Source organism: Leptolyngbya sp. PL-A3 (assembly GCF_039962325.1).
Lineage (GTDB): Bacteria > Cyanobacteriota > Cyanobacteriia > Elainellales > Elainellaceae > Vacuolonema.
The window spans coordinates 1-26993 of record NZ_JAMPLB010000014.1; the positions used below are offsets into that span (position 1 = coordinate 1).

Genomic DNA, 26993 nt, shown 5'->3' on the forward strand with positions numbered 1-26993 from the left:
AAGCCAAGAGTATCTTTCGCTATGGTTTCGACCACCTGCGTCAAATCCTACTGAATCTGGAGTTATTCATCGATGAGTTTTTCCACGTCCTTCAATTTTTGTCCTGTACCTAGTTGCTGACCATGTAGATGTTACGCACTGAACTATTTCTTAAGAAGGTCTATGTAGTGTCTGACCTTCCTGGGTGGGGTTTCTTAAGCCTCTGGCTGACAGCAATTCTCATTTTGAAATCCAAGCCGAAAATAGCCCGCCGAAGGCGGGCTATTTTCGGGGTTTCAAAGCTGAGAATTGCTGTCTGATTGACGGGCTTTGTGAAAAACACGCACGATGTGCCACGAGTAGGTCATGTTTCAAACATGTAGATGGGATGGGGTGCATCCCAGTTTTGTTAATGTGGCGGGCGAAGCCCGCCACATTAACAAAACTGGGATTTCAATCTGCAAAAGTGGGATGTACCCGATGGGATGTGCTGAAAGGGGCATGAAGTGGTCCTTTCCCATCCCCATCCACACATCTAGAACATTACCCTACGAGTGGTGCTCATCAGCGGAAAAGTCTTCCCTGGCCCCTTTTTAAGCTCCTCCTTAAGAGTGGCGGTAGCGTTATCCCATGTGTCCTACTGTGGTACAAGCGATCACGATTAGCAATGTCCTTCACAAAGTCCTTACCCATTCCAGATTTGATTCGTCACCTCCGGCAGCATCTCAACCTGTCCCAGGAAAAATTTGCTGCACAATTAGGGGTTTCCTTCAAAACGGTGAATCGGTGGGAGAACGGGCATAGCTTACCCTCCCCGATGGCAATGAAATTACTGGAAGAATTGCTGAAGTCAACCGGGGAAGCAGAGAAAGGTTTGTTGCAGCAGGATTTCTCCAAGGGAGAATGGGATGTCTGAAATGTTGCCCTCTACGGGTTTGAATGATGTTCTGATTACTGCCGCCTTAGCGCAGAGGCCGAGCCGAACCCCAAACTTACAAGCCGAGACTGAGGCGCTTCATACCGTAGCGCGGCAATTGGCAGAGCAGTCCCAAACCATGCTCAAGACGCTGGTAACGGTGGCGAAAGACTTATGCCAGGTAGGGAGCGCTGGGGTGAGCTTGCTAGAAGTTACCCCTGATGGGGAAGAGATGTTTTGTTGGAGTGCGATCGCCGGAGCATTAGCTGAGCACGAGGGGGGAACAATCTCAAGGAGTTTCAGCCCCTGCGGTACCTGCCTGGATCTCCAGAAGCCTCAACTTTACTCCCATCCTGAACGGTACTTTACCTACTTAGAGGAAGCAAAAACGACGATTGTTGAAGGGTTGACCATTCCCTTAATGGGGGCGACTAACCCCTTAGGAACGATCTGGGTCGTGTCCCATGACGAATCACGCCAGTTTGATCTGGAAGATGTGCGGCTCATGACCAGCCTCGCAGATTTTACGGCGGCTGCCCTGCAAAGTATTCATCTGCGCCAAGCGGCTGAGGTGGCCTTGCAGCGAGAGCAAGCGGCCCGTCAAGACGCGGAAGCAAACCGCCGAGCTTTTGATGAATCGGCACGACGAGCCGTTGAAATTCTAGAAAGTATTACGGATGCTTTTGTCTGTGTCGATCAGGATTGGCGGATTACCTATGCCAATCAGGAAGCCGCGCGAGTGAACGGTCTGCAACCGGAGGAAATGGTTGGAAAAACCTACCAGGACATGGAGCCGTGTGCGATCGCCACTGTTCTAAAACAAATCCAGTGCCGCATCACCGCAGAACCAGAAATAACGCAATTTGAGGTATTTGATGAATCTTCGAAGAAGTGGTTAGAAATTCATGCTTATCCTTGTAAGGTCGGTTTCAGTGTTTATTTTCGAGACATTACCGAGCGCAAACAAGACAAAGCCAGACGCCAGGAAGCGGAATCTGCTCTCCGAGAAAGTGAATCCCGCTTTCGTTTAATTGTCGAGAGCGCAAGGGATTATGCCATCTTTACCCTTAATGCCAGTGGTATCATCACCAGTTGGAACCCTGGAGCCGAACGGTTGTTGGGCTATCATGAGGCAGAAATCATCGGTCAGCCCAACTACATAATCTTTACCCCAGAGGATAGGGAAACTAGACAATCCGAGAAGGAACTCCAGACCGCGCTGGCTCAGGGGCATGCAGAGGATGAACGCTGGCACCTCCGCAAAGATGGGAGCCGGTTTTTTGCCAGTGGTTTGATGATGCAACTGCGGGATGAAGCGGGCAACCTTCAAGGTTTAGTCAAGATGCTGCGGGATAGAACCGAAGCGCATCAGGCCGCAGAGCGAGAGCAATTTTTGTCCCGGGCGAGTGCTGTATTAGCGGAGACTCTCGATTACAAAATCACGTTATTTAACATTGCACAGTTGGCTGTACCATTTCTAGCCGACTTTTGCTTCTTTGATATTCTCAGCCCCAGCAACCAGATTGAGCGAGCGGCGTGGTACCACGGTGACCCAACCAAACAGGAGTGGTTTGAGCAGCTACAGCAATACACCCCACCTCACAAGTGTGAGAGCCACCCCATCACAAAGGTTCTGAGCACGGGTAAAGCCAACCTGATGTCTCACGTTACCGATTCATGGATGCAAATAGTTGCTATTAATGCTGAGCACCTTCAATTCATGCGAGATTGCCAAACGCGATCGCTCATCACCGTTCCCCTTACAGCTCATGGTCGCAGGTTAGGAGCATTAACCCTGGGCTTAACCGCAAGTTCTAACCGCCGTTATACTCCAACAGATTTGGCTGTTGCAGAGGAACTCGGGCACCGGGCTGCACTGGCATTTGATAATGCCCAACTGTACCAGCAGGCCCAGGAATCCAACCGGATGAAGGACGAATTTATGGCGGTACTCTCACACGAGTTGCGATCGCCTCTTAACCCAATTCTGGGTTGGATCCAGATGCTGCGGAAAGGCGTTTTGGATGCAAACAGAACGGCAAAAGCCTGGGCAGCCATTGAGCGCAATGCCAGGCTGCAAGCCCAACTGGTTGAGGATTTACTGGATATCTCGCGCATTCTACGTGGCAAGCTCAGCCTGAATGTGGCACCTGTTAATTTGGTGGCGACCGTTCAAGCCGCGATGGAGACTGTTCAGTTGGCAGCCCAGGCCAAGTCCATTGAGATAGAGACAAGGCTAGACTCTCACGTCGGATTGGTTTTAGGCGATGCAACCCGATTACAGCAAGTGGTTTGGAATGTCCTCTCTAATGCGGTGAAGTTCACACCAGAAGGCGGCCAGATTGAGGTGAGCTTAGAGCATCAGGATAATCAGGCTCTGATTACGGTAAGGGATCGGGGCATTGGCATTCATGCTAGCTTCCTGCCCCATGTGTTTGACTACTTTCGGCAAGCAGATGGAGCAACTACACGCCGCTTTGGGGGGCTGGGACTGGGGTTGGCGATCGTGCGTCAGTTAGTGGAGGCCCATGGTGGATCGGTGCAAGTAGAGAGCCCCGGCGAAGGGCAGGGGGCAACCTTTACCATACGGTTGCCACTGATAACTGCACAGGCCGTTCAAGAGGAGAATAGGCAGCCTTCAGAGGAGGACTTTAACTTACAAGACACGCAAATCTTAGTCGTGGACAATGAACCCGATGCGCTAGAGTTCGCCACGTTTGTTTTAGAACAAGCGGGCGCAAAAGTTATCTCGGCAACATCCGCTGATGAAGCCCTGACCTTACTCAGCGAATCCCAACCGGATTTGCTGGTCAGTGATATTGGGATGCCAGACATGGATGGTTATATGTTGATGAAACAGGTGCGATCGCTTCCACCGGAGCAGGGAGGTAAGGTTCCGGCGATCGCCCTGACTGCCTATGCCGGAGACATCAACTACCGGCAGGCTATAGCAGCAGGGTTTCAACGACATATTTCTAAACCGATAGAACCAGAGACGTTCGTTAAAACAGTTGCAGCTCTAGTGCAACCGACTCGGCATGGAGAAATTTAACCCAGGTGCTAAAAAATACCTTCTTGGGAGTATGTAATATTTTTTAAAATGACTTGAAATATATTCACTGATAGCATTGTTCTGCTACGTCAATACGGATAGAGGCAATTGTTAAACTGCCCCGGTCTTGAGCAGGGTCGGGTATGCTTAATTCTCTCTCCCAGTTTTTCTGCGAATCGTGCTCCAGGTCTTATTCAAAAGCACCTGCCACTCAAAAACGATTGCTTCCATGTATCCCCAACAGTCATCGAACCCTCTCATAGCTGTGGACCCTGCCATTGACCGACGTCCACTCACGGTGTCGCCTGATGTTTCTGTCAGGGACACAATTATGATGATGAGCAAAGCGCAGAGCAGTTGTGTTCTGCCGGGGCTGGAACTCTCGCTCAATACCATTTTGATGAGCGAGGCACGAGCGAGTGGCATTTTAATTGTAAACGGGACACAGCCCTTAGGAGTATTTGCCGAGCGAGACGCGTTACAGGCTATTGTTTCGGGGCAAGACCTAACAACGGTAAAAATTTCTGATGTGGTGTCGCGGTCCATCATCGCCTTAACCCAATCGAGGGGTCAAAATACATTGACTGCCCTTGCGCAAATGCGTCAGCATCGGATTCATCATCTTCCAGTCCTTGATGAGCAGGGACAATGGCTTGGTATCGTGACCCTACCGAGTATTCGCAAGGTCCTACAGTTAGATGAATTATTGAAATCAAAGCAATTAGGCGCAATCGTTTCTCCACCAGCCATTTACGCGCCTGCAACAACAACCATTCTTGATCTGGCCCAACAGATGGTCGATCATGCGGTTGATTGTATCGTACTAACGGCAGCTCATGAGACAGAGAATAATTCTTACCCAGTAGGGTTGATTTTAGAGCGGCATATCCTTCAACTTTGGTCATTAGGGCTAGATTTATCGCAAATACAAGCCCAAACGATCATGAGCACACCATTTCTGCACTTTGCATCGTCAGAGTCAGTATTAGTTGCCTACTGGAAAATGCAGCAAGCAAGAGTACAGCGGTTTGGAGTATACGGAGAGCAAGGCGACCTTTTAGGCGTGGTCTCACCAACAAGTTTCCTGCAAACGTTGGACTTGAACGAGATGTATAGCGCGGAGGAGGAGCTACAACAATCGATTGAGCACTTTAAAATCTCACGCACGGAATCTGAAGACCAATACCCAGAGCTTGACCGCCAGTTATTAAAAAACCCGTCAGGCTTATTAGAGCAGTTGAAGTGTAGTCAGATTCTCGCCACAATGGCGCTTCACATTCGAGAATCCCTTACCCTGCATGACATCCTCCAAAGGAGTGTAGAAGAAGTTCGACAATTTCTTAAAACTGACCGGGTCATCATTTACCAGTTCAACCCTGACTGGAGTGGCACGACTGTGGTTGAGTCGATCGAGAACGGTTGGAGACCTGCCCTGAATAGTAGTATTCGAGATACTTGCTTTGGGCAAAACTATGCCCAGGCCTACAAAGAGGGACGGACTCAGGTTTGTGAGGATATTTACACGGCTGGTTTAACTCAATGTCATATTGACATTCTGGCTCTCTATGATGTTCGAGCTAGCCTAGTCGTACCAATCCTTCAGGGAGAACATCTGTGGGGATTGTTGTGTGCCTACCAGTGCTCTGGACCGAGACGATGGCGAGCATTTGAAGTTGAGTTGCTAAAGCAACTGGCAACGCATATGGCGATCGCCATTCAACAATCAGAGCTATATCAGCAGGCTCAGAATGAACTTAAGGAGCGTAAACGAACTGAGGAGCAACTAAAGCTATCGCTGAAAGAGAAAGAAGTTTTACTAAAAGAAATTCACCACCGGGTCAAAAACAATCTCCAGGTAATCTCCAGTGTCCTGCGCCTCCAATCAGACTACATCAAAGATGATAGGGTACTCGCGCTATTTAAGGACAGCCAAAATCGAATCCGTTCAATGGCGCTGATTCATGAGAAGCTGCATCAATCGAGTAACTTGCTCAAAATCAACTTTGCTGAATATATTCGTGACCTGGCCGATAACTTGCTTCGCTCCTATGCAGCTAATTCGAGAGCTGCAACTTTACGAACTGAGGCAGAGAATGTTTGGCTCAATATTGATACAGCGATTCCCTGTGGATTGATTATTAATGAATTGGTTTCTAATGCCCTAAAACATGCCTTCCCAGCCTCCAATCCAGAAAATGAAATTGTTGTGAGAATCTTTCCCACAGCTAACAAGCAATTTACATTAGGTGTTCAAGATAATGGAATTGGCTTTCCACCAGAGCTGGACTTTCGTAATACCGAATCACTCGGTTTAGAATTAGTCTGCATTTTCACAGAACAGTTAGAAGGTACGATTAAACTGGATCAAACTAACGGACGAGGAACAACTTTTACAATTACATTTTCAGAATTAGAGAATACTGGGAAGGTACAATAAGTGGCTTCTGAAAAGATTTTGATTGTTGAAGATGAAAGAGTCGTTGCTCGAGATATCGAGAAGCGGTTAAAGAAGTTAGGATATGTTGTATCCGAATCGGTTGCTTCTGGAGAGGAAGCCATTGCCAAGGTCGCAGAATTACGACCTGATTTAGTTTTAATGGACATTCGGCTAAAAGGCCATATGGATGGTATCGAAGCGGCAGAACAAATTCGAACTGATTTTGATACCCCTGTCATTTATTTAACAGCTTACGCCGATGATGCAACCTTACAACGGGCAAAAGTAACTGAACCATTTGGGTATATTGTTAAACCGTTTGATGAGCGAGACTTACAGGTTGCGATCGAAGTTGCCCTCCGCCGTCGTTTATCAGAGACGGCCATCCGCGTCGCTCTGGAGAAAGAAAAGGAGTTAAGCGAACTAAAATCTCGATTTTGGTCAATGGCGGCTCATGAGATCCGGAGCCCGATGACATCTATTCTAGGTTGCGCCCAATTGCTTGAGCATGAGTATCACAATTTGACTGAGGAGCGGCGACGCGAGTTCCTATACATGATTCAGGAGTCGCTCCGAACTATGGATCAATTGTTGAACGATTTGCTGGCTATTGGTCGTGCTGAAGGCGGAAACTTGAAGTTTGAACCAGCACCTTTAGATTTAGAGCAGTTTTGTCTAAGCTTGGTGGAGGAAATACAATTTAGTGTAAATCCTCACCATCGCATTAGGTTTAATTGCCATGGTGATTGTGAAAATACGTATTTGGATCAGAAGCTTCTCAGACACATTCTCACTAACTTAATCTTAAACGCAGTTAAATATTCGCCTCAAGGTGGCACCGTCTATTTTGATCTTTCCTGTGCTCCGGAAGAAGTCACACTACAGGTTCGAGACACAGGCATTGGAATTCCCCTTGATGCCCAACAGCGTTTATTTGAACCTTTTCAACGAGCAAACAATGTCGGCGATATTCCAGGCACAGGACTAGGGTTGACTATCGTAAAACGGTGTTTAGATCTGCACAGTGGGCAAATTGCTGTTGAGAGTGAAGTGGGTATAGGAACAACCATAATTATTAAATTACCACACCACCAATATGCAGATAGTCAACAGGAAAGTACCGTGTCGAGTTGAAAAGAGTTCCGGGATGCTTACCCATAGTTGTACTCAATAGTTCAACCTGCTTAAACATAAGATCTAAAAGGCTGTGCCGCTCTTCGTAAGCAGCACAGCCTTTTGAATCTTATGTTTATAACAAGTAAAGTTAAATGCTTATGATAAAAAGTAGCGCGGCGCTTTGCGCCGCGCTACTTTTTATCATAAGCATTTAACCTGGCATAATATTAATCACAACCGCCCACTTCAGGAAATTGAAAGTATGACAGAACAAAGCTTCTAAGCTCACCACTTCTAATAGCTTGAGACTTGAGGAAATCGCCCTCTGTAAGGGGCTTTCAGCGATACATACAATATCTGTTCACCTAATCCTTCTCTGTGCTATTTTCTTCAATAACTTCTAGATAGCTAAGCACTCCATCTAGCGTCCGATAACCGACTATCCTTCCGGTTTCCACGTTGATAAGAACGTACTGTTTATCCAGCAGCTGAAGCTGATAGCCACGTCTTGAAGCTACTGCTGCTGCATACTTTTCTAAAGCATTCATGACAGCCTACCCTAAAAAAGCGTCCTCTAAAATCTTCTGTCGCAAACATTACTTCAAATTATTAGGGTGGTTCATATCCTTTTTATTGTTTACAAGTGACTATTTTAGAGAAAAGGGTGTGAGGATCTTGTGTGGGTAATAACAAGCATTTCCATAAAAATCATAAATAGCAACCGTGCTGAAGCCGAATCACAGCCATGTCTTTAGATCTGATTCCATAAGGAATTTATATTCTTTGAATGAATAGAAGAGGCAAGCGATCGCTACTATTTAAGCAAAGCTACCTACATGAGGTAGGGCGATCGCGCCAAGAACCACCCCGGCTCCAGATTTATATCATGTCGGGTTAAATGCCTATGATAAAAAGCGGCGCGCCGCTTTTTATCATAGGCATTTAACTTTACTTGTTATTAGGTGTCTTGAGAACAGTTTTTCAAGGATTTACCTACCTCTCAGGAGCGAAATAAGCAGGTAATTATGGGTCCACAGGAGCGAAATATGAAGGGAGAGGTGGCTATTCCTATGACTCCTCCCAAAAGGCTGTTTAAAAACAGTAACGTAAGCGCTTTGATTTTATTTATCAAGCTCAATTTAATGCTGTTTATAACAGGATTGGAGCAAGTTCTAGTCATACCCAGAACTCGCCAAGTAATGCCGAAAGATTCTGCTATGTGATGCTATTGATTCAGCCAGTATTCATAGTTTCTGTTCGAGTGCCTGGTATGGGACACCTAACAAAAAACAGACCGTTTCTATACGAGGTGGAGTTCGTATGAACTGCTAAGTGACTCACTCTGCTGTAGAAAAAATATGAAATTCAAAGATATTGAAAATCCTCAAATAACTGAAGGGTTTTACCAAACTGTTACTAGGGCAGGAGTGCCTACCTATATGCCCTGCAGTATCATTACCGGGACATATCGAGGGAATCGGATTACTGCCAAATTTCGCACACCCTATGGCGTTTCTATCCCTGACAGCGAGGAAGCATTTTCAGTACAGTCTGACACCTTATCTAGCGAAGACTGAATTCCTGGTACTTCACCATATGGGTGCATCCCACTTTTGCAGATTTGGAAACCCACTTTTGTGCGTGAGGCGCACCCTCACCATACCAATTTTGACAGGTGAGATGCGGCACAGCAATTCTCATTATGAGCTTCAAATCCGAGAGTTTGCGCCCGACGGGCGAGAACTCCTTGATTTGAAGGCTGAAAATAGCCCGCCGAAGGCGGACTATTTTCAGCCTTCAAACCAAAATGAGAATTATTGGATGTGGCAGGCGAAGCTTGACACATCTCACCTGTCAAAATTGGTGGCCTGTCACAATCTTTATGGTGGTAAACAGCAGAAATCAATCCATGTTTGGCAGGGGAGGATGATCTGCACTTTCCACTCTCAAACATGGGCAAATTTAAGCTGTTGATTACTAGAGCAGGTACCCAGTCTGCTTGTAGACTAATCCAGTCTTAACCTGAAAGCGATCGCTAGCTCTAGGAACGTTAAATACATAACAAAACAAAAAAACTATAGACAAAATAAAATTAATTTCATAGATATTTCATTTGTTTCCGATACGCTCTCTGATATGGGTCAATGACTAACGTATAGAGGCTGCGATCGTCCATGACCGAATCTGCATACATTCCCGAACGAGTTGTCGAGTTGATGTCATTACCATTAGGCCAGTTTACAGAAGTAACGAAGGATATCAGTCCCAGGCCATGCGACCCGGGGAGTGAACCAGGATTGTTTCTGCGGATTGAACCAACTTTAGCTAACATTCCAACAAAACAGCTACTTCCCCGACTACTCCGGGAGTACCGCAGTGGACGTCAAATCTTTAATAGCTGGCTACAACTGGCCTTAGAGAAATGGGCAGCGGAAAGCCCTGATGAAGCCAATGCTTGGACAAAACTTATGTATGACGGTCAACACCCCTAATAAGTGGTACTCCTATTTCTTAAAGGATAGAGAAAAAAGGCTGGTTTTAGAAGTTGTGCAAAGCGTAACTTCTAAAACCAGCCTTTTTTCTCTATCCTTTACAGAAGTGTACTACCTTATTTGGATTTGGGTGAACAGTTAGACGAAAGATACGGTGGTAAAACTACAGCTCCACGGAAGTGGATAGCAATGCATTGGATTTTTGAAGGAAAAGAGAAGGATTATAACTATGCTGGTTACACCATTCGATAACCTTCTCTTCAATTAAAGCCACTTCTTCAGGTAAGAGATCCTCTCTCCAACGACCGCGCTTTGCTGAATCGATATGGTTCATGTGAAGTAGTGTTTCTTCATCGTGATAATCAACAATTTCGCGGTGATCGTTAGGGTTTAAAGGCGTTTGTAGAAGTTGTTTGCGAAAACATTCAATTCGTTGTTGTTGAGATTCTAGGCTATAGTCATCTGCAATCTGTTGGCATTCCTCCAGGTTAATATCCAGATTTAGATGGTGGGCAATTCTGAGGACTTCTTCAGGTGGGTTATCCATTACCCTCTGGTATGTAGAAACAAGTGTATTGGGTAATGTTGTCCAAATTTTATAGTTATTCAAGCATGTTTCTAGAAAACCCTCATTCCATATAAATTGAAATGACTTTTGACGCTGTTTGAGATAAGACGAAAAAACATCTCGGACATCCCTAAAGATGTAAATTCCTAATGCATTATCTTGTAAAAACTCTGCCTGGATGGATTCTGTGCAAACATGAACTTTGACGACCTTGAAACCCGGTTTATGGGTATGGGTACGTTGTATTTCTGCAAAGCGATACGCATCAATCCAACCAATCTGCTCGCCAACTCCTGCATCTTTTACCAGCCGCGTTGTGATTTGAAACTGTAGAGTTGATGCTGACCGGAACATGCCACCACAAAAGACCCACATAGGCTTCTCTCATGCAGAAATCACACCTAACCTACAGTTTCCGGCTACTGTTCTGCCTCTCTACCAGGATAGGTATTTGTAAACTGGATCACAATTGTAGTTTGGATTACAATTATGTTCCCTGTTTTCTACAAAACTCTTTTGTGTGTCTGACAATAAGCAAGGTTAAATACACACAATAAAAAGTGTTGTGACGTGGTGTGCCATACCACTTTTTATTGTGTGTATTTAATACGACATAACATGAAGCGATGCAACAAAATGCGTAATTATTCTTTGGGCTGGGGAACACGTAGGCGAGGAACTTGGGGCTGTGTCAGCAACGATCGCCATAGTTCTTGATATTGGGCTGTCATCGACTGGATGGTGAAGTGCTGAAGGGCTACTGCACGGGCATTCTGACCTAATTGGTGACGGAGGTCGGGACGATCGCGCAAGTACATCAAGGCTGCCACAAGGCCATCGACATCGTCCTTATCGATCAAGAGCCCGGTCTTTTCAGGGATGATCGCTTCAGCAACGCTACCTACTCGGGTGGCAATGATGGGGCGGGCTGCTAGCATTGCTTCCACTACGGTAAGAGGAAACCCTTCGGAGCGGGAAGGTTGAACAAAGACATCAAACGTGGGCAGGTATTGTCGAGGTTGATCGACCCAACCGGGTAGGAGCACGCGATCGCTAATCCCTAATGCTTCTGCCAGTCGCTCCAGTTCACCTCGGTAAGCTCCGTCACCCACGATAACCAATTTGGTCCCTTCAACCTGGGCAACCGCTCGTAACAGGACATCATGGCCTTTCATCGGATCAAGCCGTCCGATGCTACCGATGTGGAACCAATTGTGCTCGGTTGAGGTTGCCTTGTCTGAAATACAGGATGTTGGATCAAGCTCGGGAACGCCATTGGGAACCGATAGGACTGTCCGGCGTCCGAGCGCATAAAAGTCCTCCATTTTGCGTCCACACTCCTGGCCTACGGCGACATGAGCATCGACGCGGAGGCTTAGCGATCGTGTCCTGAGCCAGGTCCATAGATCCGTTGTTCGCAGAGGAAGTTGATCGACCCGCACGACCCGTGCTTGGGGTAGAGAGAGGGCAGCCAGTAGCCCTGTTGCGCAAGCCCAGGGAGTGCAGAGGTTGAGATGAACAATATCAGGTAGGAGGCGATGGAACGTGGTCAGGTGCGATCGCAGTGCTGCTAAACCTGTGGCTGGTAGCACATAGCGTTGGGTTTGAGGGCGATGTCGAGCGATCGCATTGACAACGGTTGAATTAACGCCAACGACTGTTATTGTAATGTCGGAAGAGGCGTTGGTGACCAAATGGCCAAGGCTAATTTCGGCTCCACCAATACCAGCGGAGTCCGTATAGGCCAGAACGTGCATGATTAGCGTTTCAACTCGGCTTAAGATCTTGCAGCAACAGGGCCAAGCGGATTTGCACAGCTTCATCAAAGCAGCGTGGATCGAGACCTGTCAGCAAGGCAATTTTTTCCAGGCGATAGCTCAGGGTGTTGCGGTGAATGGAGAGCTGCTTAGCAACAGCGGAGGGAGTACAGCCCAGGTTAAAAAAGGTCAATAGTGTATCCAGTAAATCGGGTTCATTGTCGAGGGGGCTTAATAGATGGGTTGCCAGTTCAATTTTGGTTTGCTCATCGGCGACACAAGCAAAGGCAGCAATTCCCAAACTATCCAGACAATAAACCCGGTTATGACCGTTGAACTGGCGGCCTAACCGTAAGGCAACCTGAGCATCTTGATAGGAGCGGGATAAACCATATAATCCGGGATGGTAACGGCCTATCCCAATGCTAATGGAGGCTCCCGTGTCACCCCGAAGGCGGCTCATTAGAGCGTTTCCAGCTCGTTTAACGGCCTCTAAATTGGTCCACGATGAGGCCGCGAACTCATTGGGGTTCATGTCATTATGCATGGCCCAACTGCCCATGTTGCGCGTGTCGCTAGCCTTCAGGACGGCAAATTCTCCATTGCCTAAGTCGGCACAAATGGTGTCGTCAGGGAGGTGAAAGAAGCTGACAATGCTGTCGATGATGAATTGCGATCGCGTCTGTTTTGTGGTCGTTTGGTCTGAGTCTGTCGCTTGAGCACAAACAAATTCACTGGCATCAATGAGAATGACCGCTCGGGGAGGCGTGAGATCCAGCTCAAGCCGTCGTGCCTGTTCTAAAATTACATCATCTTTCCCAAACTGCCCATGTAATAAACCATAAATGACTTGATTTTTATAGCGTTGAGCACTCGTGGCAGATTGGTTCAGAATCATGTCAACAAATGCTTGTGAGATCTGAGACGAAAGCATTTCTGGCTTTATTACTTGCTCTATCATCATTTCGTTCATGGGGCGATATCCGTGGAGCAAAGACGGTGGAACTTACTCATGGAGTGAACAGAGTTCATCGATCTTTAAATGAACCAGAGCCGTTGATTTTCTGTTGGCTTGGCTTCTCTCAATGACCTCAAGGAAAGATATTGATAGCCCAGAAAAATAATGACAGAAGTCTTAACTTATCCAGAGATAATTATCACTGCACTACTACGTCGGAACAAAAACTATCTAAGGTGGGGTTTACTTCTATTTTTCTAACAGAGTGGCTTATGAGACATGTACTGAGGCTATACAACAATCCAAAATCGCATCATGCAGGTTGTTATTGAGCTTAAATTAGATACTGACATCAGCTTGTTGTAAAAAGCTCGATTACATCATCTTCCCAAAGGTGTAATAAAGTCTGAAGAAAATCTATCGATCGATCTCCAACCTGGCTTCATTGGGCATTTGCACAACAAATTAAAAATTTTCGGTATGGTTTTTTTGGCAAATGCCCAATGAAACCCAAAATTGAGTTTTCTAGGATGAGCATCACAGCCTGCTCTGCGTGTCTATGCTCCATCTAGATTCCCAACCAAAGCGCATTCTTGTGGTGCGATCGCTACCCGGATTAGGCGATTTACTGTGCAGTGTCCCAGCATTGCGGGCACTGCGGACAGTGTTTCCGGCATCTCAGATTTCTTTTTTAGGGTTGCCGGAACTGCGATGGTTTGGCGATCGCTTTTCTCACCTGATGGATGACTGGGTGGAGTTTGCTGGATATCCTGGCATTCCTGAGGGTTGGCAGGGGGTGGAAGCAATTCCGCCGTTCCTGGCAGCGCAGCAAGCCCGAAACTATGATTTAGCCATTCAACTGCACGGAAATGGTAGCTATATCAATCCATTTCTGATGTTATTAGGAGCCAAGCTCAATGCGGGCTTCTTTGTACCGGGACAGTTCTGCCCCGACCCTCGTCATTTTCTGCCCTATCCTGCCGGAGAGCCAGAAATTTGGCGAATGTTGCGGTTACTGGAATTTTTGCAAATTCCACTTCAGGGGGATCAACTCGAATTTCCACTGCAATCCTCAGATCATGCTGCTTATCATCGACAGGTTCAACATCATGGATTGCAGCCTCAATCCTATGTCTGTATTCATCCGGGTGCAAGTGGAGACGATCGCCGTTGGTCGACGGAGGGCTTTGCAGCTGTTGCTGATGCCCTGGCCCAACAGGGTTATACCATCGTGCTAACGGGAAACGCGGCTGAGCGATCCCTGACGGAACAGGTGGCCCAACGTATGGTGTCGCACCCGATCAATGTAGCTGGACAAACCCAACTGGGGGCGATGGCTATCCTCCTGCAACAGGCGGCTTTGCTGGTGTGCAATGACACGGGGATCTCCCACCTGGCTGCTGCTATGAAAACACCGAGCGTGGTGGTTTTCAGTAACTCCGAAACCCAACGCTGGGCACCGTTAAACCGCGATCGCCATCGGGTGGTTGATGTGCGTCAAGCACAAACGGCCACCTCAAAAATGGTTTTAGCAGAGGCTGAGCATCTACTGGCAAAACAACCGCAATGGGAGGTGGCCTGTGCAGGATGAATGGCTCTCCACAATTCAACGGTTGTTAGTCATTCAACTGGATACTGCGGATGCCATTCGGGGAGCGATCGCAACACTCCAACAACATCGGCCGGATATCTCCCTGATTTTATTAGAGGCCCAGAATGATGACGGTTCGAGCGTTAGCTACATCTTGCCCGGTGAGATGCCTCTAACCGTCCACGATAATTTCCAACACGCCACTATTGAGTGGATTCGGGAGCAGTCGGTGGATGCTGCCGTTGTGTTGAGTGCTAGAGAGCGATCGCCCTATACCTGGGCCTATCGCTGTTATCTGGCTGGAGTTCCTATCCGCATCGGTCAATCCCTGGAGTTTGGTGGGCAAGTGCTATCTCATTGCATTGCTCCACCGGACACAACCGTCTCCGATCCCCATTTGCATCTCCTTCAGACCTGTGGGCTTGTTGCCACTGAAGCGTTGCCTCAAATCTGAATGGCTGCCGCTTGCTAAAACGTGATCCCCAAATTTTCCTGTTTGCCATAACGGCCATAATTAGCGTTTCAAAAAATCGTATCCCATCCTGCATTTATCCTTTATCGATACCCACCACCCAGCCATGCGACGTCTACGAATTCTGACCTGGCACGTTCACGGTAGCTATCTTTACTACCTGACCCAGGCTCCCCACGATTTCTATTTGCCTGTCAAGCCCGATCGCCCAGAGGGTTATGGGGGGCGGCTGCCAGGTTTCCCCTGGGGGGATAACGTGCATGACGTAGCAGCCGATGAAGTGCGTCACCTGCCGTTTGATTGCGTGCTGTTTCAATCACGACGCAACTATTTGCAGGACCAGTACGAAATTCTATCTCCTGAGCAACGTCAGCTCCCCCACCTGTTTTTAGAACACGATCCACCTCGGGAACATCCTACCGATACAACCCATGTGGTGAACGATCCCAACATGTTCCTGGTGCATGTGACCCACTTTAACGATTTGATGTGGGACAGTGGTGAGACGCCGACCTATGTTATTGATCACGGCGTTATCGTACCCAACAACGTTACCTACACCGGAGAGATTCCCCGGGGAATTGTGGTGGTCAATGGATTGCGATCGCGCGGGCGTCGTTTAGGGTCTGATATTTTTGAAAAAGTGCGTCGCCAAGTGCCCATTGATTTGGTGGGTATGGGCTCTGAAGCGCTAGGTGGGCTCGGCGAAATTTCCCATGAGGAACTTCCCGGTTTCCTCAGCCGTTATCGCTTCTTCTTCCATCCCATTCGCTACACCAGCCTGGGTCTATCTGTCTGTGAAGCCATGATGCTGGGGCTTCCCATCGTCGGCCTTGCCACGACTGAACTCCCCACCGTTGTAGAAAACGGCGTTTCTGGCTATGTCAGTACCGATCTGCAATGGCTTATCCAGCAAATGCAGATACTCATTGATGATCCCGCTCAGGCGCTCTTCCTGAGCCACAATGCCCAACAGTATGCCCAACAACGCTTTTCCATTCAGCGCTTTGTTCGTGACTGGAATGATGTGTTGGAGTTGGCGATCGCGCGTCACAGCCCGGTTTATGAAACGGTTTAGTTGGGAAGGCAGAAGGCAGCGGGCAGAAACGTTGATGTCGCCCCACCGCTCCCCGTACCTCTGCCCCCCTGCCGCTCATTCCCTACCACCCTCACACCCTTTCCTAAAACCATGACTAAACGTATAGCTCTCATTAGTGAACACGCCTCACCTCTGGGCATCTTCGGTGGTACTGATAGTGGTGGCCAAAATGTATATGTCGGCCAAGTTGCTAAGCATTTAGCTGGTCTGGGTTATCGGGTGGATGTCTTCACTCGGCGCGATCGCTCGGATCTTCCAGAGCAGGTGATTTGGCACAATGGAGTTCGTATTATTCATGTGCCTGCTGGCCCTGCGACATCCATTCCTAAGGAAGATCTACTCCCATTCATGGGGGCATTCACGCAGTTCGTTCAGTCATTTATGGAGCGGGAACGGAAGCAGGCGAATGGCTCTCTGAAAGGACAACAATTTTATCAGCTCATCCATGCCAATTTTTGGATGTCAGCATTGGTGGCGTTACAACTGAAGCGACACACCGATATTCCATTTATTGTCACGTTTCACGCCCTGGGGCGTATTCGGCGGCAGTATCAAGGGAGTGCTGATCGCTTTCCCGATCAGCGCTTTTCTGTGGAAGAAGAGGTGGTGCGGGCAGCGGACTTCATTGTGGCGGAATGCCCCCAGGATCGCGATGATCTCATTCAGTTCTATCAGGCTGAACCCAGTAAGATTCGTGTGATTCCCTGTGGGGTGGATGCGGCTGAATTTTGGCCCATTCCGAAGGCGCAGGCCCGTGCTACGTTGGGGTTGCCATTGCGCGATCGCATCGTGCTGCAACTGGGCCGTATGGTGCCTCGTAAAGGGGTAGACACGGCGATTCAGGGGGTTGCTGCCCTGAATCATGAAGCCTGCTTGCCGACCCAATTGTTGGTAGTTGGAGGCGAAGCTCCCACCCCTGACCCGGTAGCAACTCCAGAGATCGGTCGCCTGCAAACACTGGCCCGGAAGTTAAACCTGGCGGATAAAGTCACCTTCGTGGGACAACAGGGGCGCGAAATCCTGAAGTACTATTACAGTGCGGCGGATGTTTTTGTGACAACACCCTGGTACGAGCCCTTCGGTATCACCCCGCTGGAAGCGATGGCCTGTGGAACTCCTGTGATTGGTTCCAATGTAGGCGGCATTAAATTCACCGTTAAGGATGGTGAAACGGGCTACCTGGTACCACCGCAGCGCCCCGATCGGATATGCGATCGCCTCGCCTTCCTCTATCGCCATCCTGAATTACTCAACCTGATGGGGCGTCAGGCCATTCGCCATGTAGCCGCGCAATTTACCTGGCCTAAAGTGACCAGTGCGATCGCCGCCCTCTATGAAGAGGTGCTAGCCACTCCTGCCCTTTCTCTGTCCACCGTGAGTGATGAGGTACAGGCCCGCCTGCGGCTGGAGGATGCCTTTGATGCTGCTATGCACACTCTCCAACAGTCTAAACAGGCTTTAGGTGCTGATATTTTGGCGGCAGCTGCTCAACTTGGCATGTGTTTCGAGCGGGGCGGTAAGGTGCTGATCTGTGGCAATGGTGGCAGTGCGGCAGATTCGCAGCATTTCGCCGCTGAGCTAGTCGGGAAGTTCCGATCGCCCCATCGGGCTGGTCTGCCTGCGATCGCTCTCACCGCTGATACCGCGTTACTGACGGCCTGGTCAAACGATGAGGGCTACGAGGATATTTTTGCGCGTCAGGTTCGAACCTTCGGCCAACCGGGGGATGTGCTGATGGTGATGAGTACCAGTGGGCGATCGCCCAACGTCATCCAGGCGGTACAGGCGGCTAAAGCGCGCAATGTCTTCACGCTGGCATTGCTGGGCGGTGACGGTGGGAGCGTGCGCGAGCTGGTCGATCAGGCCATTTGCGTTCCGGCCACCGACCCCCAACGCATCCAGGAAATTCACCTCTTGGTGTTGCACCTGATTTGCGAATGGATTGAGGAGGATATGTTGCGTTCGAAGAGTGCAACCCTTCCCGAAAACACCTGGGATGTTTGTGCAACCCAGTCTGTGTCTTCCCCTAATCTGACGTTGACTCACGTTCCTGCTCAACGGGAAACACCTGTGGTCGCGTTAGAAACCCAAGACACCGGGTGCTTTTAAAAAACCGGTATCTGGAAACCCTAACTTTGCAAACCCGTTTTACTCAAGGAGTCATTATGCAAACGCTACCTAAAACCACTCGTGCCAACCAGAAACTAGCCGATAAAGTCGTCATCGTAACGGGCGGCGCACGGGGCCTGGGAGAAGCGACCTGCCACTGCTTGGCGGAAGCTGGCATGAAAGTGGTGGTCGCTGATATGCGGCAAGAATTAGCCACCCAAGTTGCAGAACAGATTCAGGCGCAGGACGGAACGGCGATCGCCCTCCCTCTCGACGTTAGCAGCCCCGATAACATTGCTAAATCGGTAGACACTATTCTCGAAACCTACGGAAAAATCGATGTATTGGTGAACAATGCGGGGATCGATATTACGCTTTCTGTGGAAGAAATGGCGATTGACGAATGGCAGCAGGTGATTAACGTTAACTTGAACGGGCCGTTCTACATGTCCAAAGCTGTTTTTCCCCATATGCGTGAACAGGGCGGTGGACACATTATTAACATTGTATCTACGGCAGCGAAACGCGCTTGGGCCAATGCATCAGCTTATCACGCAAGCAAATGGGGCTTGTTGGGACTCAGCCAGGCATTGCATGTAGAAGGGCGATTGCATCAAATTAAAGTCACCTCGGTGATCGCTGGAGGAATGCAAACTCCCTTCCTGCTGGATCGCTTCCCTGATATTGATGTGACGACGCTGCAAGATCCCCGCAACGTGGCTGAAACGATTGAATATTTGCTAATGCAACCCAAGGAGACGGTGATTTCTGAAATCATGGTGCTGCCCATGAAGGAGACTTCATGGCCCTAGGGCGACTAACCAATATGGAGGTTGGGTGGGCTAAGCCCGCCCAACCTCACGTCTTAAAGCCAGCCGTATTTCTCGACAAGGACGGCACATTAATTGTGGACGTCCCTTACAACGTGGACCCGGAGCAGATACAGTTACAACCCGGTGCAGCGTCAGCGGTACAACGACTCCATCAAGCCGGATATGCCTTGGTGGTTGTTTCCAATCAATCCGGGGTAGCCCGAGGTTACTTTGCGGAAGCCGCTTTGAAAACCGTTGAGCAACGTTTGCAGGAACTGTTGGGAGTACCGCTGGCAGGGTTTTACTATTGCCCCCACTATCCAACCGGTGTCGTGCCAGAGTATGCGATCGCCTGCTCCTGCCGTAAGCCCGAACCGGGAATGTTGCTGCAAGCCGCCGCCGATCTTCACCTGGATATGAGCCGTTCCTGGATGATTGGCGATATCCTCAACGACGTTGAAGCCGCGCATCGGGCTGGATGCTGTGCCATTTTGATCGACAACGGCAACGAAACGGAATGGGAGATGACCGAAGGGCGATCGCCCGATTTCACCGCACCCGATATGGCGATTGCCGCCAATTTTATCCTTCACCAGGCTAAAGACGATGACACCAACGGATTCGATGCTGACGTTTCTCGATCGCTTCGCCCATCTGCGCGTGTTGGTGATCGGTGACGCCATTCTGGATTGCTTTCTACAGGGAGGCGCCAGTCGTATTTGCCGTGAGGCTCCTGTGCCTATTGTGGATATTGAGCGGATACAGGATGTACCGGGGGGAGCGGCGAATACGGCTGCCAATGTTGCCAGTCTGGGTGGCGATACCTACTTTCTGACGGTCGTTGGCATGGATGATGCGGGCGATCGCCTGCAAATTGCTTTAGAGCAACAGGGTGTACAACTGGATGACATTCTATGTCACCCCAGTCGTCGTACCTTGATCAAACAACGAGTAATGGCAGCCGATCATCTGGTCGTACGGTTTGATCAGGGAAGTACGGGGGCGATCAGCGAAGACCTGGAGGATCAGCTTATTGAGCGGCTACAAATCCGCTTCCTCACCTGTGATGCGGTGATTATTTCTGATTATGGTTATGGCATTCTGACTCCTCGTGTGATCGATGCCCTGGCCCAACTTCAGGCTGAAAATCCCCGTGTTATTGTGGCCGACTCCAAGCATCTTCAAGCCTATGCGGCGGTCGGGGTCACGGCGGTGAAGCCAAATTATGGCGAGGCAACAGCGCTCCTGAATTTGCCTTCGTTGTTAGGAACAGCGCGCGTGAACCAAATCACACGGGAAGGCCAGAGGGTTCTAACCCAGACGAAGGCACAATTGGCTGCTATCACATTGGATGTTGATGGAGCGCTCATTTTTATGGGCGACCATTCCCCCACGCGCACTCTGGCTCAACCGGCTCCCAGTTGCAATGCCACAGGGGCGGGAGACACCTACGTGGCCTCTCTGGCGTTAGCTCTGGCCGCTGGAGCCGATGCGAATGCAGCCGCCACCCTTGCCGGGGCTGCAACTGCGATTACAACCCTGGAAGTGGGGACAACGTGCTGTGAGCTGGCTACGTTACGGCGATCGCTCTCAGATACCCACAAACGCCTCAGCGACCAGGCCGAGCTTCTCTCTGCTGTAGAGCAGATCCGCAATCGGGGCAAACGCATCGTCTTCACGAATGGTTGCTTCGACTTGTTGCACTCGGGCCACGTCACGGTCTTAGAACAAGCTAAAGCCTTGGGCGATGTGCTGATGGTGGGCGTGAATACTGATGAAAGCATTCGCCAGCTTAAGGGGGATGCTCGTCCGGTGAATGGGTTGGGCGATCGCCTTGCGGTGTTGGCTGCTCTGGGATGTGTCGATTACGTGATACCGTTTGGCGACCTATCGCCCCGGGAACTGATTCGTCTGATTCGCCCTGATGTGTATACCAAAGGTGGAGATTACACCCGGCACAGCTTACCGGAAACTCCCCTGGTAGAGGAACTGGGCGGTGAAGTCATTATTTTGCCTTATGTGGAACAGCGCTCTACCACCGGCATGATTCAATCCATTCGATCAGGGAGGGGCTAATGACCGACGTGACCTGGGAGCAGGACTGGGCCGCCGCTAAGCGAATTCTGTGCATTCGCCTCGATAGTTTAGGGGATATGGTGATGACCACCCCTGCCCTCAATGCTTTAAAAGCGGCCAATCCAGAGCGCCATTTGACCTTAATGACCTCTACGGCAGGAGCGGCGATCTCCGCTCACCTACCCATGATTGACGAGGTTATGGTCTACGAAGCCCCCTGGCTGAAGGCAACTGCCCCCCGCCAAAACAGCCAGCCAGAATTTGAAATGGTGGAGGTGTTGCGCGATCGCGCCTTCGATGCCGCCATTATCTTCACGGTCTACAGCCAGAACCCGCTGCCTTCGGCTTTCATGTGCTACATGGCCGACATACCATTGCGTCTGGCGCACTGCCGCGAAAATCCCTACCAGCTCCTCACTCACGTCATCCGCGACCCCGAGCCTGAGCAGTTCACCCGCCACGAAGTCCAACGGCAACTGGATCTCGTCGCCAGCATCGGAGCCCATCCTGTTAATGGTGACACCCGCCTCACCATCGCTACTTCTCCCCTGGCGGAGTGTCGCATAGCCCTGCGCCTCCGGGAATTAGGGCTCACCCCCGATCGCCCCTGGATCGTCATTCACCCTGGAGCCACCGCCCCCTCCCGCCGTTATGCACCCGAGCGTTTCGCTGAAGTAGGGCGATCGCTCCATCAACAAGGGATAACCGCCGTCTTCACTGGTAGCGCTGAGGAACAGGAACTCGTCGAATCCATCCGTCAGCAGATGGAAGTCCCCTCTATTTCCCTGGTGGGCCAACTCGACATCCCCGACCTGATCGCCCTCCTGCAAGCCGCCCCCCTGCTGCTTTGCAACAATACCGGCCCCGTTCACCTTGCCGCCGCCCTCGGCACCCCCGTTGTCGACCTCTACGCCCTGACAAATCTACAACACACCCCCTGGCAAGTGCCCCACCGGGTTCTCTACCACGACGTCCCCTGCCGCATCTGCTACCGCAGCATCTGCCCCGAAGGCCACCACCATTGCCTGGAACTCGTCACCCCCGACCAGGTCGTGACAGCCATTTTGGAACTACTCGCAGAAACCAGCGCTTCCGAAACATCTGTATCCCTCAGCCCTCACCTTGTTTGAGAGTTGCGAAGGCGAACCCACACCCCCTAGCCCCCTCTCCCAAAAGAGGGGGAACCGGAACAGGTTTATATACGCTCTCCAACAACACAATTTCTAAACCCATGTCAACCATCGACGTCCTAATCCCCACCTACAACCGCCCCACCGCCCTAGCCGTCACCCTCACCAGCCTCAGCGCCCAAACCCACCCCGATTTCAGCATCATTGTCTCTGATCAAAGCGACACCTGCGACGTCGCAGACATCAGCGAAATCCAAACCATCCAACGGGTGTTGCGATCGCACAACCACCCCACCCAAATTCACAAACACCTTCCCCGCCGAGGCATCGCCGAACAACGCCAATTTCTTCTCACCCAGGCTACCGCCCCCTACGTCCTCTACCTCGACGATGACGTCATCCTCGAACCCTGGGTTATCCAAACCCTCCTCGAAGCCCTCCAAAACCAAGGTTGCGGCTTCGTCGGCAATCCTCTTATCGGCCTCAGCTTCCTGGACGACATTCGTCCCCACGAACATACCGCCCTCCAATTCTGGGAAACCGCTGTGCAGCCTGAAATCGTGCGATCGCACACCCCCGAATGGGAACGCTGGCGACTCCACAACGCCGCTAACCCCTACCACATCCAACAAAAACTAGGCATCACCCCCGACAACCCCCGTCTCTACCGCATCAACTGGATTGGTGGTTGCGTATTATTCGATCGCGCCAAACTGCTGGATGTTGGTGGCTTCAGCTTTTGGCAAGACGTCCCCGCGACAGCTTGTGGTGAAGACGTGTTAGTGCAGCGGCGCTTAATGGCCCAGTATGGCGGTTGTGGCCTACTACCATCCGGTGCCTACCACCAGGAATTGCCTACAACCCTGCCCGATCGCACCGAAAGTGCGTCCAATTTATTGTCCATATAAACGCTGATGTTTCCCATCAGCCCCCATCGGTAGAACCCCTGTGTCCTCCCTCACCCGTATCCTCTTCATCGAACTGCTTGGCGGCTTAGGCGACGTATTGATCGCCCTGCCCGCCATGCAAGCGATCGCCCAATCTCACCCTCACGCTACCCTCACGGTTCTCACCTTTGCTCCGGGTGGCGATCTGTTGCACTATCATCCCCTCATCCATCGCGTCATCCAGATCCCCAAAGGCACCGCTCGCCACGCCGTACAAGTTCTCACTCACAATTCCTCTTTCGACCTGATCATTACCGATACGACTTACGATGGCATTGCCGATTTGGTTCAACAAAGTGGTGTGCCCCACGTCGTCACTAACCTGTGGCGGAATCCACCCGATCATCAGAAAGTGAGCGATCGCTTCCTCCAACTCCTCCACGAAGACGGTTGGATTACACCAGAAGCGCTGAATATGAATCAGCACCCGCGTATCTACCTGACCCCGGCCGAACATGCGGCTGCCCAGGCACGTTTGGGCGATCTGCCCCACCCCCGTATTGGCCTCTATTCCGACGCCGGAATGGCCATCAAACGGTGGCCCACTGAAAACTTCATTACCCTTGCTCACGTTCTCCAACAAGAACATCAAGCCAGCATCATTGTCCCTGAAGGGTCTGATACGGCTTCTATTCAGGCCATCACCGCAAAAATTCCCACGGCTAAACCCTGGCCTAAAGGAACGCTGCGAGAACTCGCGGCCCTCTTTGCACAACTCGATGCTGTTGTAGCCGCTGACACAGGCCCGGCTCGTATTGCGGCTGCCCTGGGCATTCCTACCGTCACATTGTTTGGGCCATCCTGGGGCGATCGCTATGGCCAGCCTCTGCCTCATCAAAATCTTCAGGGTTATCCTTCCTGCCCCGAACGCTACATTCCCAACTTCACCACTCAATCCTGTTGGTACAGCGGCCAATGTCCATTTGAGTGGAGGACGTGTGTTGATGACATTTCGCCTGAAGCCGTTCTCACCGCTCTGATTCCTATGATTTCTGCTGGTTTAGAAGGCAGAGAATTACCGGAGCAGGAGGGTAAAGGGATAAACCAACGGTTAGAAGGCATAAGGCTAGGATCAAAAACGGGCAGCTTCCCTTCCCTCCTTCCCTCTTTCGCTTCTGCACAGAATATCCTCGCCATTCGTCTCGATAATATTGGCGATGTGATCATGACTGGCCCCGCTCTAAAAGCTCTGAAAGCAAACGCCTCGACTCAGCTGACATTGCTGGCAAGCCCTGCCGGAGCGCAAGCGGCTGCCGTATTGCCGTGGGTTGATGATGTCATTGCATGGCGATCGCTCTGGCAAGACCTGGGGCGGCTCCCCTTTGACCCGGACCGGGAATGGCAGTTGATCGAGCAATTGAGAGCACGGCAATTTGATGCGGCTGCCATCTTCACGAGTTTCAAGCAGAGCCCTCATCCAGCAGCCTTGATTTGTCAAATGGCTGGAATTCCTGTGCGCTTAGGGTTCTCGCGAGAAGAAGATGTTGTGCTTACCCATACGGCTTCTGCACCTCCCGACGAGGAACATCAGGCCGAACGTAACATGCACTTGGTGGAATTCGTGGGTTATTCAGTCCACGATCGCAGCTTACAACTCCAAATACCGGCATGCTCCCTCATTCCTGATGAACCCTATTTACTTCTGAACCCATGGGCCAGTTGCCCATCTCGCACGTATGATCTGGAACGATTCGGAAAAGCGGCTGCCCTGTTGAGTGAACAGACTGGGTATCGGGTGGTTGTTACAGGGTTGGAAAAGGACCGCGATCGCGCCCGTCCATTATTGGAGATCGTGGGCGATCGCGCTATCGACTACATGGGACAAACGAATTTTACAGATTTAGTCGCGCTGGTCGCTCATGCTCGTCTGATGCTGTCTAACAACACTTCCACCATGCACATTGCCGATGCCACGCGCACTCCCAGCGTCATCCTCTTTGCCGGGACTGAGTTGGAACGACAATGGCGGCCCCGCAGCACACGAGCGGTTTTGCTACGCTGTCCGACCTCTTGTAGCCCCTGCTATCAGTTCACCTGCCCCTATGAGCTGGAGTGTTTAGATATTACTCCAGAGGCGATCGCGGTGGCTGGCCTATCCCTATTACAGGAGGCCCGTCTATGCGTGTAACCTTTGTGGCCGGAGGTTATCAGCCTCAGCGGTGCGGTGTAGCTGACTACCTTGCGCACCTACGCACACACCTGGCCAAGCAGGGTGTTGAATCTCAAGTTGTGACGTCACAGGTTTCTGCCCAGGCTATCAATAAACCGGATGTGATAGGAGCCGTAGATGATTGGGCAATGCCCAACCTGTTTCCCCTGGTGCGGACATTGATGGCTCATCCTACAGATGTGTTGCATATTCAGCATGCAGCAGGGAGCTATGGGTTTCAGCGTCCCATTTTTTTGCTGCCGCTTCTGTTGCGATCGCTCGGCTATCGCCCACCTATTGTTACCACAGCTCACGAATATGGCTGGTGGGAATGGACGCCCAGTTGGATTCCGGCTGGATTGTTGGAATTTGCCAAAAATTGGGGCCAGCAACGCGGTTGGTGGGATCGAGAAGACGGCTGGTTATTGACGGGTAGCGAAGCCATCATTACGACCAATGAAAATATTGCGGCAATTATGCGCGATCGCCTTCCCCAATTGGGCGATCGCCTCCATTCCATTCCCATTGCAGCGAACGTAAGTGTTGCCCCCATCGATCGGGATATAGCCCGGCGTCAACTACGGCAAACCTGTAATTGGCCGGAAGACACAGAAGTGATTGCCTTTTTTGGGTTTCTTCATCCTGTTAAAGGGATTGAAACATTGCTGCAGGCTGTGCAAAAGGTGGTCTACTCACGTCCCAATGTCCGGTTACTTCTGCTAGGTGGAGTGGAAACCCTCTCGCTACAAGGAGAAGATGCAGAACGCTACTGGCAGAAAATCCAAGCTTGTATTGCCGAATTGCAATTATCTCAGTCTGTTCATTGTACGGGTTATATAGATGCGGAACAGGCGTCTCATTACTTATCAGGGGCGGATATCGGTGTGCTTCCATTTAACCCCGGCGTAACCCTTAAAAGTGGCTCATTGTTGACTTTGCTAGCCCATCGACTACCGACTGTCATCGCGGAGTCAGTAGAAACGGATCCCGTGTTAATGTCAGACTTGGTGAAGCGTGTTTCTCCCCGCTGTGTGCCCTCTCTGGCTAACGCTCTTCTGGAATTATTGGATGATTGTTTCCAGTGCGATCGCTTATCGGAAAATGGATACCGATTTGTACAGTCGCGTACCTGGGAGGCGATCGCCCTCCAGCATCATGCTATATATCAAAAAGTTATAAATCAATTCTCCAATTAGAGTCTGTTTTTTCGTGCGCAAGGCGCACGAAAAAACAGACTCTAGCGGAATTCCGTTTGGCTTTTTAGCCAGCAATTCTCATTTTGAAATCCAACCCGAACATAGCCCGCCTTCGGCGGGCTATGTTCGGGTTTCAA

20 protein-coding genes are annotated in these 26993 nt (G+C 50.3%); 16 read left to right on the top strand and 4 right to left on the bottom strand.

Annotated elements, in window-relative coordinates:
- Window positions 1-646 precede the first annotated feature (646 nt).
- From NDI52_RS12730 to NDI52_RS12745, 4 genes are all read left to right on the top strand, one after another.
- The gene (locus tag NDI52_RS12730) at window positions 647-895 is read left to right on the top strand and encodes a helix-turn-helix transcriptional regulator (protein WP_190770439.1); all 249 of its coding nucleotides are present in this window, start codon (window positions 647-649) and stop codon (window positions 893-895) included.
- Window positions 888-3947 (top strand): PAS domain S-box protein, encoded by a 3060-nt coding sequence (locus NDI52_RS12735; RefSeq protein ID WP_190770440.1) that lies wholly within the window; start codon window positions 888-890, stop codon window positions 3945-3947. The genes NDI52_RS12730 and NDI52_RS12735 overlap by 8 nt, the downstream gene beginning before the upstream one ends.
- Window positions 3948-4278: 331 nt before the next feature.
- Window positions 4279-6384, top strand: a complete 2106-nt coding sequence (locus NDI52_RS12740; protein ID WP_199307579.1) for a histidine kinase dimerization/phosphoacceptor domain -containing protein — start codon at window positions 4279-4281, stop codon at window positions 6382-6384.
- Window positions 6385-7518: an ATP-binding protein gene (locus tag NDI52_RS12745; protein WP_190770442.1), complete on the top strand. Its 1134-nt coding sequence runs from the start codon at window positions 6385-6387 to the stop codon at window positions 7516-7518.
- A 347-nt stretch (window positions 7519-7865) separates the two neighbouring features.
- Here the strand turns inward: NDI52_RS12745 and NDI52_RS12750 are convergent, their stop codons facing one another.
- Complete coding sequence (locus NDI52_RS12750) at window positions 7866-8048, bottom strand: hypothetical protein (protein WP_190770855.1); 183 nt, start codon at window positions 8046-8048, stop codon at window positions 7866-7868.
- 1626 nt (window positions 8049-9674) lie between these two features.
- Here NDI52_RS12750 and NDI52_RS12755 point away from each other — a divergent pair.
- Window positions 9675-9992, top strand: coding sequence for a hypothetical protein (locus NDI52_RS12755; protein WP_190770856.1), 318 nt, complete (start codon window positions 9675-9677; stop codon window positions 9990-9992).
- Window positions 9993-10155: 163 nt separating this feature from the next.
- On the opposite strand, the gene NDI52_RS12760 is transcribed toward NDI52_RS12755, so the two are convergent.
- From NDI52_RS12760 to NDI52_RS12770, 3 genes are all read right to left on the bottom strand, one after another.
- A complete protein-coding gene (locus NDI52_RS12760) occupies window positions 10156-10935 on the bottom strand; it encodes a sulfotransferase domain-containing protein (RefSeq protein WP_190770857.1) in 780 nt (259 codons plus the stop codon).
- 269 nt (window positions 10936-11204) lie between these two features.
- Entirely contained in the window at window positions 11205-12317 is a 1113-nt protein-coding gene (locus tag NDI52_RS12765) for a glycosyltransferase (protein ID WP_190770858.1), read from the bottom strand.
- Window positions 12318-12327: 10 nt separating this feature from the next.
- Window positions 12328-13215 (bottom strand): helix-turn-helix domain-containing protein, encoded by an 888-nt coding sequence (locus NDI52_RS12770; protein ID WP_242035582.1) that lies wholly within the window; start codon window positions 13213-13215, stop codon window positions 12328-12330.
- 619 nt (window positions 13216-13834) lie between these two features.
- Here NDI52_RS12770 and NDI52_RS12775 point away from each other — a divergent pair.
- From NDI52_RS12775 to NDI52_RS12825, 11 genes are all read left to right on the top strand, one after another.
- Window positions 13835-14866, top strand: coding sequence for a glycosyltransferase family 9 protein (locus tag NDI52_RS12775; protein ID WP_190770860.1), 1032 nt, complete (start codon window positions 13835-13837; stop codon window positions 14864-14866).
- Window positions 14856-15320, top strand: a complete 465-nt coding sequence (locus NDI52_RS12780) for a hypothetical protein (protein ID WP_190770861.1) — start codon at window positions 14856-14858, stop codon at window positions 15318-15320. Before NDI52_RS12775 ends, NDI52_RS12780 begins: the two co-directional genes overlap by 11 nt.
- Window positions 15321-15444: 124 nt before the next feature.
- Complete coding sequence (locus tag NDI52_RS12785) at window positions 15445-16416, top strand: glycosyltransferase family 4 protein (protein ID WP_190770862.1); 972 nt, start codon at window positions 15445-15447, stop codon at window positions 16414-16416.
- 111 nt (window positions 16417-16527) lie between these two features.
- Entirely contained in the window at window positions 16528-18546 is a 2019-nt protein-coding gene (locus NDI52_RS12790) for a glycosyltransferase (RefSeq protein ID WP_190770863.1), read from the top strand.
- A 56-nt stretch (window positions 18547-18602) separates the two neighbouring features.
- The gene (locus tag NDI52_RS12795) at window positions 18603-19358 is read left to right on the top strand and encodes an SDR family oxidoreductase (protein WP_190770864.1); all 756 of its coding nucleotides are present in this window, start codon (window positions 18603-18605) and stop codon (window positions 19356-19358) included.
- A gap of 14 nt (window positions 19359-19372) precedes the next feature.
- Window positions 19373-20035 carry an HAD-IIIA family hydrolase gene (locus NDI52_RS12800; protein WP_190770868.1) on the top strand — a complete coding sequence of 221 codons (663 nt, stop codon included), beginning with the start codon at window positions 19373-19375 and terminating at the stop codon, window positions 20033-20035.
- The gene (gene rfaE2 / locus NDI52_RS12805; RefSeq protein WP_199307577.1) at window positions 19965-21434 is read left to right on the top strand and encodes a D-glycero-beta-D-manno-heptose 1-phosphate adenylyltransferase; all 1470 of its coding nucleotides are present in this window, start codon (window positions 19965-19967) and stop codon (window positions 21432-21434) included. Before NDI52_RS12800 ends, rfaE2 begins: the two co-directional genes overlap by 71 nt.
- Complete coding sequence (gene waaF / locus NDI52_RS12810) at window positions 21434-22564, top strand: lipopolysaccharide heptosyltransferase II (RefSeq protein WP_190770865.1); 1131 nt, start codon at window positions 21434-21436, stop codon at window positions 22562-22564. Before rfaE2 ends, waaF begins: the two co-directional genes overlap by 1 nt.
- A 101-nt stretch (window positions 22565-22665) precedes the next feature.
- Complete coding sequence (locus NDI52_RS12815) at window positions 22666-23472, top strand: glycosyltransferase family A protein (protein WP_190770866.1); 807 nt, start codon at window positions 22666-22668, stop codon at window positions 23470-23472.
- Between the two features lie 40 nt (window positions 23473-23512).
- On the top strand, window positions 23513-25639 hold the full coding sequence (locus NDI52_RS12820) for a glycosyltransferase family 9 protein (protein ID WP_199307576.1): 2127 nt from the start codon (window positions 23513-23515) through the stop codon (window positions 25637-25639).
- A complete protein-coding gene (locus tag NDI52_RS12825) occupies window positions 25630-26856 on the top strand; it encodes a glycosyltransferase (RefSeq protein ID WP_190770867.1) in 1227 nt (408 codons plus the stop codon). Before NDI52_RS12820 ends, NDI52_RS12825 begins: the two co-directional genes overlap by 10 nt.
- The last annotated feature ends 137 nt before the right edge of the window (window positions 26857-26993 follow it).